This is a genomic window from Tropicimonas sp. S265A, from assembly GCF_049800835.1.
GTDB lineage: Bacteria > Pseudomonadota > Alphaproteobacteria > Rhodobacterales > Rhodobacteraceae > Dinoroseobacter.
Genome location: NZ_JBNAFU010000011.1, coordinates 62583 through 73026, shown reverse-complemented (window position 1 = coordinate 73026; position 10444 = coordinate 62583). Strand labels below are relative to the sequence as shown.

Genomic DNA, 10444 nt, shown 5'->3' with positions numbered 1-10444 from the left:
CCCCCCCCCCCCCCCCCCCCCCCCCCCCCCCCCCCCCCCCCCCCCCCCCCCCCCCCCCCCCCCCCCCCCCCCCCCCCCCCCCCCCCCCCCCCCCCCCCCTTCCCTTACTCAGCCACCAGTGCTGCCTTGCGGGCGGCGCGCTTTCGCGCATGGGCATTCGCCGCCTCACGGACCCATGCCCCGTCATCCCACGCCTTGCGGCGCGCCTTGATCCGGTCCCGCGCCATCGGGCCGTTGCCCTTCACCACGCGCCAGAACTCGTCCCAGTCGATGGAGCCATGGTCATACCCGCCCTTGCCCCCTGCCTTGTCCGGGTTCCAGCGCAGGTCAGGATCCGGCACGGTCAGGCCAATCGCTTCGGCCTGCGGGACCGTCGCGTCAATGAACTTCTGGCGCAGATCATCATTGGTGAAGCGCTTGATCTTCCATGTCATGGACTGGTCGGAATGGGTGCTGTCGGCATCATGCGGCCCGAACATCATCAGGCTCGGCCACCACCAGCGGTTCAGCGCATCCTGCACCATCTCGCGTTGCGCATCCGTCCCGCGCGCCAATGTCATGACAATCTCGTAGCCCTGACGCTGATGGAAGCTTTCTTCTTTGCAGACGCGGATCATGGCGCGGGCGTAGGGTCCATAAGAGCACCGGCAAAGCGGGATCTGGTTCATGATGGCGGCCCCGTCGACCAGCCATCCGATGATCCCGATATCGGCCCAGCTCAGCGTCGGGTAGTTGAAGATCGACGAATACTTGGCCCGCCCATCCAGCAGCTCCTCTGTCATCTCTTCGCGGCTGACGCCGAGCGTCTCGGCGGCGGCGTAGAGGTACAATCCGTGCCCGCCTTCGTCCTGTACCTTGGCCAGCAGCGCCGCCTTGCGTTTCAGGCTGGGCGCACGGGTGATCCAGTTGCCCTCGGGCAGCATTCCGACAATCTCGGAATGGGCGTGCTGGCCGATCTGGCGGATCAGGGTCCGACGGTAAGCCGCGGGCATCGGATCCTTGGGTTCGATCTTCTGCTCAGCATCAATGCGCGCTTGAAAGGCGGCGAGGAACTCCTCGGATTCCTCAGCCGCCACTCCTCCCCGACGTCCCATCATCGCTTGGGAATACATGCCAACCCTCCCCGATCGACCCCTGTCGCATATGTTACAAATTCGAGAACTCCAAGCAATAGCGTAACACGATTTGGAGCTTGCGACCAGCCCCGGCGCTGCGCATCTTGCGGCCATGCAACAGACACTTTTGTCCTTTGGCCATGGCTATTCCGCACGCGCGCTTGCCCGACGACTCCGTGCGCAAGACTGGCGTGTGATTGGCACCACGCGCAGCGCGGAAAAGGCAGACACACTTCGGGACGAGGGGGTTGATCCGCTGATCTGGCCCGGCGCGGACATGACCGGAGCGCTGGCCCATGCAACCCACATGCTGCTGTCTGCGGCACCAGGACCAGACGGCGATCCGGTCCTGACCATGTTGCGTGACGCCATCGCCGCGGCTGCCCCGACGCTCGAGTGGGTCGGTTATCTGTCCACGACCGGCGTTTATGGGGACCACGACGGCAAGTGGGTGGATGAGGCGACGCCGCTCACCCCGGCAACCAAACGCGGTCAGGCCAGGGTTGAGGCAGAAACCGCCTGGCGCGCTCTGGCCAAGGAAACCGGCCTGCCCCTGCACATCTTCCGATTGGCAGGCATCTACGGTCCCGGGCGCGGTCCGTTTGCCAAGGTTCGTGCAGGCACCGCGCGCCGGATCATCAAACAGGGACAAGTGTTTTCGCGCATCCATGTGGAGGATATCGCGCAAATACTCGAAGCGTCGATCAGGCACCCAAACCCTGGCGCAGCCTACAATGTCTGCGACGATGACCCAGCCCCACCCGAAGACGTGATCGCCCACGCAGCAGAACTGCTGGGCCTGCCGGTGCCGCCCGCGATCCCGTTCGAGACCGCAGACATGACGCCCATGGCGCGCAGCTTCTATGCGGAGTCCAAAAAAGTCCGAAATGATCGGATCAAGGATGAACTGGGCGTCAAACTGCTTTACCCCAGCTACCGCGATGGCTTGCCCGCCCTGCTCGCGGCAGAGGACTAACTGAAGCATTCAAGTCTGAAAATACCCCCGCAAGCGGCGGAAGGTCAGGCGCGTTTCTCGCCGATCTGCGCAATGCCCATCACGTCCAGCACCTTGGCCTCGATATCCGGCGCGTTCAGACCCGCGATATCGTACATGTCGCGTGGGGATGCCTGATCGATGAAACTGTCCGGCAGGACCATCGACCGGAATTTCAGACCTGTGTCGAATACAGCCTCCTCCGCCAGAAGCTGGGCGACATGAGAGCCGAAACCGCCGACAGCGCCTTCCTCAATGGTGATCAGCGCGTCATGCGTGGCAGCGAGGCTCAGGACCAGATCGCGGTCGAGCGGCTTGGCAAAGCGGGCATCGGCCACCGTGGGGCGAATGCCGCGGGCTTCGAGCTTCTCGCAAGCTTCCATCACCTCCACCAGGCGCGCGCCGAAAGACAGGATGGCGACGCCTTTGCCCTCCTGAATCATACGCCCCTTGCCAAGTTCAAGGACCTCTCCTCGCTCCGGCATCTCCACGCCCACGCCTTCGCCACGGGGAAACCGGAAGGCAATGGGCCCGCTGTCATGGGCCACAGCCGTCGCCACCATGTGGCGCAACTCGGCCTCGTCTGCCGCGGCCATCACGACCATATTGGGCAGGTTGCTGAGATATGCGGTGTCGAACGCGCCCGCATGGGTTGCCCCATCCGCACCCACCAATCCCGCACGATCAATAGCAAAGCGCACCGGCAGGTTCTGCAGGGCCACATCGTGGACAACCTGATCATAGCCGCGCTGAAGGAACGTCGAATACATCGTGCAAAATGGCTTCATACCACCCGCCGCGAGACCCGCGCAGAAGGTCACGCCGTGCTGCTCGGCAATCGCCACGTCAAAACACCGGCCGCCGAACCGCTTGGCGAATTTGTCGAGCCCGGTGCCCGAGGGCATTGCGGCGGTGACGGCGACGATCTTCGGATCACGCTCGGCTTCATCAATCAGGGTCTCAGCAAAGACATTGGTGTAGGTCGGCGCGTTAGAAGGCGATTTCTTTTGCTTGCCAGAGATCACGTCGAACTTCGCCGTCGCGTGCCCCTTGTCATCGGCGGTTTCCGCAGGCGCGTAGCCTTTGCCTTTCTTCGTGATCGCGTGGATCAGGATCGGACCGGTTGCGCGGTCTTTCACGGTGCGCAGAACACTCAGAAGCTGTTCCAGATCGTGCCCGTCAATCGGCCCGAGATACGAGAAACCAAGCTCCTCGAACATCGTTCCACCAACGGCCATGTGCTTGAGCATATCTTTCGCCCGCCGCGCACCCTCCTGAAACGGGGGTGGCAGCAAACTGACGGCGCCCTTGGCGGCGGCTTTGAACTCCTGAAACGGTTCCCCGGCATAAAGCCGCGAAAGATACGATGACAGTGCGCCGGTCGGAGGGGCGATCGACATCTCGTTGTCGTTCAGGATCACGATCAGGCGTTTCTTCAGATGGCCCGCGTTGTTCAGCGCCTCAAACGCCATGCCAGCGCTGATGGCCCCATCGCCGATAACGGCAATCGCGTCCCCGATCCCGTGTTCCGGTGCGCCGCCCAGATCGCGCGCAACGGCAAACCCAAGCGCTGCCGAAATGGACGTCGAACTGTGCGCTGCCCCGAACGGGTCATAGGGAGACTCGCTGCGTTTGGTGAACCCGCTGAGCCCGTCTTTCATCCGCAGGGTACGAATACGATCGCGCCGTCCAGTCAGGATCTTGTGCGGGTAACACTGGTGCGACACGTCCCAGATGATCCGATCCTTCGGCGCGTCGAACACCGCATGCAACGCCACGGTCAGTTCAACCACGCCAAGCCCCGCACCGAGGTGCCCCCCGGTTTCGGACACCGCACTGATCGTCTCCGCCCGCAGGTCGCGGGCAAGTGCTGCGAGCTCGCGGTCGGAAAGCCGCTTCATATCGGCGGGGATCTGGACCCGGTCCAGAACGGGGGTGTGCGGGCGGTCGCTCATTTGATGAGCCTCCGGAAAACCTCAGGTGTCGCGTGCGATAACGAAGCGGGCAAGCTCGCGCAAGGTCTGGGCCTCGGGTCCATAGGGCGCGAGCGCCTCCTCCGCTTCCGCCACAAGCGCCTCGGCCCGGGCGCGTGCCCCATCCAATCCAAGCAAAGACACGAAGGTCGCTTTGCCCGCATCAGCATCCTTTTGCAGACGTTTGCCCGCTTTTTCAGCATCGCCTGTGACGTCCAAAATGTCGTCCGCGATCTGGAAGGCAAGACCAATAGCCTCGGCAAACTGCCGCAGCGGGGCCGGGTCTGCACGCCCCAGAACAGCACCTGCCTCCGCCGACCAGCGGATCAGGGCACCGGTCTTTCCAGCTTGCAGGCGTGTGATCTGATCAAGCGTGAGGGGGTCTGCGGCCGTCTCAGCCGCAATGTCGAGGGCCTGGCCCAGCACCATCCCTTCGGCGCCCGAAGCATGCGCCAACCCGCGAACGAGGGCAACGGACACCGCAGGATCGGTTGTGAGGCGTGGATCGGTCAGCAGCTCAAACGCCAGGGTTTGAAGCGCATCACCCACGAGGATCGCGGTGGCCTCATCCCACTTGATATGCACGGTCGGTTGGCCACGCCGCAGATCATCATCATCCATTGCTGGCAGATCATCATGAACCAGCGAGTAGGCATGCAGACACTCAATGGCTGCAGCCGCATAGACTGCGTTGCCCGCGGGGATGCCGTGCAAGCGCGCCGTTTCGAGCACCAGAAACCCGCGCAGGCGTTTGCCCCCGCGCGTCGCGTAGCGCATGCCATCGCCGACCGAGCCCTCAAACGCGGCCATGGCATCTGTCAGGCAGGCCCCGATCCGGTCTGCCCCATCACGCAATCCGTCCTGAAACCTCACAGATCGTCCGCCGCCTTCGTTCCTGTCACAGCCCCGGTTGCATCGAGCGTGATCTGGGCAACTTTCTCTTCCGCTTCCTTCAGCTTGGCTTCGCAGCGCGCCTTAAGGGCAGCGCCGCGTTCGTAAAGCTTGATGGATTGGTCCAGCGGAACCTCTCCCATCTCCAACTTGCGCACGACCTGTTCCAACTCGCCCATCGCCTCTTCGAAACTCATCTCTTCCACAGCTGTCTCGGTCATTGCCCCTGCTCCATCAAAACCCTCACATGCGCTGCCGTACTGGCCGCAAGTGCCTCCAGATCGTACCCCCCTTCAAGGGTAGAGACCACGCGCCGCTCGCATTGATCTGCAGCAACCTCACACAGCCGCTCTGTAACCCAGGCGAAATCCTCTTCGACCAGCGCCATCTGCGCCAGCGGATCCGCGCGATGTGCATCAAAGCCGGCAGACACAAGGATCAACTCCGGGCGAAAATTCTCAAGCGCGGGAAACACCTCTGCTTCGTAGTGCCGCCGAAACGCGGGTCCGGCCGTTTCAGGCGGAAACGGCAGGTTGAAGATATTGCCATGTGCGCCGGTTTCGTGCCGCCCCCCGGACCCGGGGTAGAGGGGCATCTGATGCGACGAGATAAACAGCGTACGCGGCTCATCCCACAGCAGGTCCTGCGTTCCGTTGCCATGGTGCACGTCGAAATCGACAACCGCGACCCGTGAGAGACCATGGTGATCGAGCGCGCGCTTGGCCCCGATGGCGATGTTCCCGAACAGGCAAAAGCCCATGGAGGTTTCGGTCTCTGCATGGTGGCCGGGCGGACGGCAGGCCACAAATGCATTACCGATCTCACCCGCGATCACGCGGTCGACGGCTTCGCACATCGCGCCCACACCTCTCAGCGCGGCATGCAACGAGCCCGGGGCCACATGGGTGTCGGCATCAAGGCTGACATACCCTGCCTCCGGGATCGCATCTCTTACCCGGTCGATATAGGCTTGCGGATGGCAGCGCAGTATGTCCGCAACGGCCCCAAGCGGAGCATCGCAGCGTTCAAGCGCGCCGAATCCAGGAGCCGCCAAGGCCTCTGAAATCGCCTGCAGTCGCGCCACCTGTTCGGGATGCCCCGGAGGCGTAACATGGGTCAGGCAGTCGGCATGGGTATAAAAGGCGGTTGTCATATCACCGGGCTCGTTGATCGCGTCGGGTCAGACACTCCCGGACGCTTTGGCTTCTTTTGTGCACAAATACCTGACCCCACCGAGCAAAAGCGCCGCAGCGGTCAGACCCCTGTTTCGACGGCGAGCATGTAGCCGGCACCGCGCACTGTTTGCAGATAGCGCGGCTGCTTGGGATCACTTTCAATCTTGCGCCTAAGCCGCGTGATCTGCACATCCACTGCGCGCTCCTGGGCCTGCGCGCCGTCCTTTCCAGCGCCCCGTCCCAGATCCTCGACCAGTTTGGAGCGGCTGAGCGCTTCGCCCGGGCAAGCGGAAAAAATCCGCATCAAGGCGGATTCCGTAGCAGTCAGGCGCACCTGCTCATCCCCCCGCCAAAGCTCGCCGCGTTCGACGTCGTAGCGCACCGATCCGAGTTGCAGGATCTTCGGACGATCCGCGTCCTCGTCCTGCTTGGGCACTCGGCGTAGTATGGCGTTGATGCGCAACAGCAACTCCTTGGGCTCGAACGGCTTGGCAAGATAGTCATCCGCTCCGGCCTCCAACCCTTCGATGCGATCGGTCGCCTCGCCCTTCGCGGTCAGCAGCAGCACCGGCGTGTCATGGGTCTCGCGGACAGCACGGGTCAGCGACAACCCGTCTTCGCCCGGCATCATCACGTCCAGCACTATCAGGTCGAACTCCAACCCGCTCAGCAGCCGCCGCGCATGGGCGGCATCCCGAGCCGAAGATACGAGAAACCCGTTTCGCATGAGAAATTTCTGGAGAAGCGTTCTGATCCGCTCATCATCATCCACGATCAGCAGATGGGTATCGTCGTCTTGCATCAAGCGCCCTCCTTGAGCGCATTGAACAACTTGCGGCTCTCGGCGTCCATCATTTGTTCAAGTACGGTCCGAAAGCCCGCCACGGCCTCCGGCCCGGCATCGCGGAACGCGGCACGCATGCGGTTACGTTGTGCCTCGGACAGTTCGCGCTCCAGCGCAGCACCCGCCTCGGTCAGGAACAGGTGCCGTTCGCGCTTGTCGCGTGTGCCGACGCGGCTGTCCACCAGCCCATCCTTGATCAACGCGCGCAGCACGCGGTTCAGGCTTTGTTTTGTGACGCCCAGGATCTCCAGAAGGTTGTTGACCGTGGTGCCCGGCGCCCGGTGAATGAAGTGCACCGCCCTATGATGTGCGCGGCCATAGCCGTATTGCAGCAGGATGCGGTCCGGATCGGCCGTGAACCCGCGATAGGCGAAGAACATCGCCTCGATCCCCTTGCGCAATTGTTCATCGGTCAAAAACAACAGGTTTTCGCCCTGATGCGTCCGCGCACCGCTGTCCGCCATGAGATTTGTCCTTTGCAACCCGTTGGAATTTTATGTCAGCCTTGTTGACTTTCCAAGCCCTGATTGATATCGAATCGCAGGTTTAGCGCAATAAAATGTCCGCATCGGACCTATTGCGCGCAACATTCGAAAATTGCGCTCGGAGGTTCCGAGGGGTGCAGAGGGGAAGAGACATGGCAGGCGCTTACGATGACCGCGACGGCACGATCTGGATGGACGGCAAGCTCGTCCCCTGGCGCGACGCCAATATCCACATTCTGACACACGCGATGCACTATGCCTCCAGCGTCTTCGAAGGGGAGCGCGCCTACAACGGCAAAATCTTTGAGTCCCGTCGTCACTCCGAGCGGTTGCACTTCTCGGCAGGAGAGCTCGACATCACCATCCCGTATACGGTCGATGAGATCGAGGCCGCGAAATACCAGGTGATGAAGGCCAACAACCTGTCGGACGCCTATGTGCGCGCGGTAGCCTGGCGCGGGGCTGGGGAAGACATGGGGGTCGCGTCCGCACGCAACCCGGTCCATCTTGCCATAGCCTGTTGGGAATGGGGCAGCTACTACGGCGACGCGAAGATGAAGGGTGCCAAGCTCGACATTGCGAAGTGGAAACGCCCCTCGCCCGAAACGATCCCGGTGCATGCAAAGGCGGCCGGTCTCTACATGATCTGCACCACGTCAAAGCATGCCGCCGAAGCCAAGGGCTGTTCGGACGCGTTGTTCATGGACTATCGCGGCTACGTGGCCGAGGCGACGGGCGCGAACATCTTCTTTGTGAAAGATGGCGAGGTGCACACGCCGGACCCGGACTGCTTCCTCAACGGGATCACGCGCCAGACCGTGATCGGGATGCTCAAGGATCGTCAGGTGGTCGTGCATGAGCGCCACATCATGCCCGAAGAACTGGAAAGCTTCGAGCAATGCTGGCTGACCGGTACCGCCGCCGAGGTCACGCCGGTCGGCCAGATCGGGGATTACAATTTCGAGGTCGGCAGCCTGACCCGCAATGTCGCCGAAGCCTACGAGGTTCTGGTCCGATCCTGATGCGGGCTGGGGCTCTGCCCCAGACCCCGAGGTATTTCGGCACAAAATAACGCGAAAATCCGTCTGCGGTTCGCCGCATCCGTAGTGCTTGCAGGTTGGCGGCGGCGCGTGGCAGGTTGCGGCCATGGATATTGTAGCGCTTGGGTTTTATGCGGTCGTGTGTGCCTTGCTCAGCCTGATGGCCCCGGATCTGGGTGGCCGCTGGCAACGGCTGGCCATCGGCGCGGCGGTCGGTGTGGTAGCCGCCGCGTTGCTTCCTGTCTTGCGCAGTGTGCTTGGCATGTGATCCAGCCTACGCCGCCTTGAGGTCCTTGCGCAGCCTGTTGAGCCGGACGTTCTGGGGGTCGTGGCTGAGTCCTTGCTCCACAGCCTCCAGCGCCCCGTCGGAGTTGCCAAGATGCGTGCGGCATTCGGCAAGAAACGCGTAGAGCAGGGGGGCTTGCTTGCAGGATGCAAGGCCTCTCCGCGCGGTTTCCTCGGCCGTTTCAAAACGCCCCTGCGCGATCTGGGCCCGCAGCAGCGCCGCCCAGGCAGACGGGTTTGCTGGTTTGCGTTTGACCCCATAGGCGGCCTCTTCCTCGGCTGCGTCGAACTCGCCGAGTCGCAGCAGGATAGCTGAGTAGCGCAGCGACAATTGCGGACTGGACGCGCCGTGCGCGCGCGCATGCCGCACAGTTGCCGCCGCATCCTCCACCCGGTTTTTGCCGAGTTGCAGGCTGGCGAGTTGCGCGGCAAACGTCGCGTTGGCCGGGAACGCTGCGTGCGCCCCCTCCAGCAAGGACATGAACCGCGCGTCGTCTCCGGTATGCTGGGCATGGCGCAGCAGGAACTGAAAGCCGGTCGCGAAGCTGACGCCGCGGGCCGACAACTGCTGTGCAGCCCAATCGAAGTCATCCGCACGGCCGGCACGATCGAACAGACCACCGCAATAGATCAGCCCGTGCTCTGTCGCCCCCTGCTCCACCGCCGCGCGGATCTTATCCACGACGTCCTGTACCTGCGGATGCGCGGCGTCGAAGGCGAAGTTTGAGGGGTAATCGTTTGGCCCTTTTTCAAGCAGAACGGCCCCGCGCTGTGCGTATAACGACCGGATATGGCGGGCAATCGGGTCCGGATGGGCATCGGGAAAGTGTACGGCGATCTCGCGGTGATCGACCTCGGCAAACCGGTCGCGGACCCAATCTGGAGTGTCTTGTGTGGTGTCGATACGGAGAAACGCGCCGTCATCAAGTTGCTCGAACGCCTCGCGCAGATAGCGCGCCTCGGGACGCGCCAAACCAGCGGCGGCGGGCAGTGTTAGATCGCCGCCCGTCTTGCGCAGAGCGATGATGTTATGGAACCGGTACATCGCCGCGATTTCTGAGGCCGGCATCTCATCCGCAAGCAGAGCGGCCATCAAGTCGGCGAAGTAACCGACCGAGTTGGGTGGGGTGAGGTCGAGAGAGCCGCCATAACCGGGAAAGAAAGCCGTCTGGACATCCTCGACGATGTACACGCCCCCGGCGGCCAGACCCGGAAAGAGGAACTCGAAGCTTTCGACGACATGGGCATTCTGGTGACTTCCGTCATCGATGATCAGGTCGAACGGACCGTGCTCGTCGATCATGCGCTGAAGGAACACCGTGTCGACTTGGCTGCCTTGCGCAAGGGTCACGCGCGGCCCGAAATCGCGGGTCTTCGGCTCGATGTCGATGCCCAGAATGGATGCATTGGGCAGATAATCGCGCCACATCGCGAGGGACTCTCCGCCGGAATTCGGGTCGGTAAATCCACCGATCCCGATTTCGAGCACGCGCAAGGGTGCCATGCGCTCGTCCTTTAGAAGGGCGTGGTAGTTTGGCGTGTAGTCGTGCAGGCCGAACTTATCCGTGCCGTGGCGCAACGCGAAGCGGCTGAGCGGATCGAGATCAGTCATGATATCCCCCGTGTCGTCCCAGTTGTGGGC

11 protein-coding genes are annotated in these 10444 nt (G+C 62.7%); 3 read left to right on the top strand and 8 right to left on the bottom strand.

Annotated features, from left to right (window positions below):
- Window positions 1-104 precede the first annotated feature (104 nt).
- A complete protein-coding gene (gene paaA / locus ACP15N_RS18765) occupies window positions 105-1112 on the bottom strand; it encodes a 1,2-phenylacetyl-CoA epoxidase subunit PaaA (RefSeq protein ID WP_425093851.1) in 1008 nt (335 codons plus the stop codon).
- Between the two features lie 115 nt (window positions 1113-1227).
- Between paaA and ACP15N_RS18760 the strand changes: the two genes are divergently transcribed.
- A complete protein-coding gene (locus ACP15N_RS18760) occupies window positions 1228-2091 on the top strand; it encodes an SDR family oxidoreductase (RefSeq protein WP_425093850.1) in 864 nt (287 codons plus the stop codon).
- Between the two features lie 44 nt (window positions 2092-2135).
- Here the strand turns inward: ACP15N_RS18760 and dxs are convergent, their stop codons facing one another.
- The 6 genes from dxs to ACP15N_RS18730 form a co-directional block, all read right to left on the bottom strand.
- The gene (dxs, locus tag ACP15N_RS18755; RefSeq protein WP_425093849.1) at window positions 2136-4064 is read right to left on the bottom strand and encodes a 1-deoxy-D-xylulose-5-phosphate synthase; all 1929 of its coding nucleotides are present in this window, start codon (window positions 4062-4064) and stop codon (window positions 2136-2138) included.
- A 21-nt stretch (window positions 4065-4085) separates the two neighbouring features.
- Entirely contained in the window at window positions 4086-4955 is an 870-nt protein-coding gene (locus ACP15N_RS18750; RefSeq protein WP_425093848.1) for a polyprenyl synthetase family protein, read from the bottom strand.
- Window positions 4952-5194, bottom strand: a complete 243-nt coding sequence (locus tag ACP15N_RS18745; protein ID WP_425093847.1) for an exodeoxyribonuclease VII small subunit — start codon at window positions 5192-5194, stop codon at window positions 4952-4954. Before ACP15N_RS18745 ends, ACP15N_RS18750 begins: the two co-directional genes overlap by 4 nt.
- Entirely contained in the window at window positions 5191-6126 is a 936-nt protein-coding gene (locus ACP15N_RS18740; RefSeq protein WP_425093846.1) for a histone deacetylase family protein, read from the bottom strand. The genes ACP15N_RS18745 and ACP15N_RS18740 overlap by 4 nt, the downstream gene beginning before the upstream one ends.
- 101 nt (window positions 6127-6227) lie before the next feature.
- Entirely contained in the window at window positions 6228-6950 is a 723-nt protein-coding gene (locus ACP15N_RS18735; protein WP_425093845.1) for a response regulator, read from the bottom strand.
- Entirely contained in the window at window positions 6950-7456 is a 507-nt protein-coding gene (locus ACP15N_RS18730; protein ID WP_425093844.1) for a MarR family winged helix-turn-helix transcriptional regulator, read from the bottom strand. Before ACP15N_RS18730 ends, ACP15N_RS18735 begins: the two co-directional genes overlap by 1 nt.
- 173 nt (window positions 7457-7629) lie before the next feature.
- Here ACP15N_RS18730 and ACP15N_RS18725 point away from each other — a divergent pair, with 173 nt between their 5' ends.
- Window positions 7630-8499, top strand: a complete 870-nt coding sequence (locus tag ACP15N_RS18725; RefSeq protein ID WP_425093843.1) for a branched-chain amino acid aminotransferase — start codon at window positions 7630-7632, stop codon at window positions 8497-8499.
- Between the two features lie 124 nt (window positions 8500-8623).
- Window positions 8624-8785 (top strand): hypothetical protein, encoded by a 162-nt coding sequence (locus ACP15N_RS18720; protein WP_425093842.1) that lies wholly within the window; start codon window positions 8624-8626, stop codon window positions 8783-8785.
- A gap of 6 nt (window positions 8786-8791) precedes the next feature.
- Here the strand turns inward: ACP15N_RS18720 and ACP15N_RS18715 are convergent, their stop codons facing one another.
- Window positions 8792-10414 (bottom strand): hypothetical protein, encoded by a 1623-nt coding sequence (locus ACP15N_RS18715; RefSeq protein WP_425093841.1) that lies wholly within the window; start codon window positions 10412-10414, stop codon window positions 8792-8794.
- Window positions 10415-10444: the final 30 nt, after the last annotated feature.

Excerpts from the sequence above, each read along its gene's own strand:
- ACP15N_RS18720 (WP_425093842.1), top strand. The coding sequence starts at position 8,624 with ATGGATATTGTAGCGCTTGGGTTTTATGCGGTCGTGTGTGCCTTGCTC.
- ACP15N_RS18730 (WP_425093844.1), bottom strand. The coding sequence starts at position 7,456 with ATGGCGGACAGCGGTGCGCGGACGCATCAGGGCGAAAACCTGTTGTTT.
- ACP15N_RS18725 (WP_425093843.1), top strand. The coding sequence starts at position 7,630 with ATGGCAGGCGCTTACGATGACCGCGACGGCACGATCTGGATGGACGGC.
- dxs (WP_425093849.1), bottom strand. The coding sequence starts at position 4,064 with ATGAGCGACCGCCCGCACACCCCCGTTCTGGACCGGGTCCAGATCCCC.
- ACP15N_RS18715 (WP_425093841.1), bottom strand. The coding sequence starts at position 10,414 with ATGACTGATCTCGATCCGCTCAGCCGCTTCGCGTTGCGCCACGGCACG.
- ACP15N_RS18760 (WP_425093850.1), top strand. The coding sequence starts at position 1,228 with ATGCAACAGACACTTTTGTCCTTTGGCCATGGCTATTCCGCACGCGCG.
- ACP15N_RS18745 (WP_425093847.1), bottom strand. The coding sequence starts at position 5,194 with ATGACCGAGACAGCTGTGGAAGAGATGAGTTTCGAAGAGGCGATGGGC.
- ACP15N_RS18740 (WP_425093846.1), bottom strand. The coding sequence starts at position 6,126 with ATGACAACCGCCTTTTATACCCATGCCGACTGCCTGACCCATGTTACG.
- ACP15N_RS18735 (WP_425093845.1), bottom strand. The coding sequence starts at position 6,950 with ATGCAAGACGACGATACCCATCTGCTGATCGTGGATGATGATGAGCGG.
- paaA (WP_425093851.1), bottom strand. The coding sequence starts at position 1,112 with ATGTATTCCCAAGCGATGATGGGACGTCGGGGAGGAGTGGCGGCTGAG.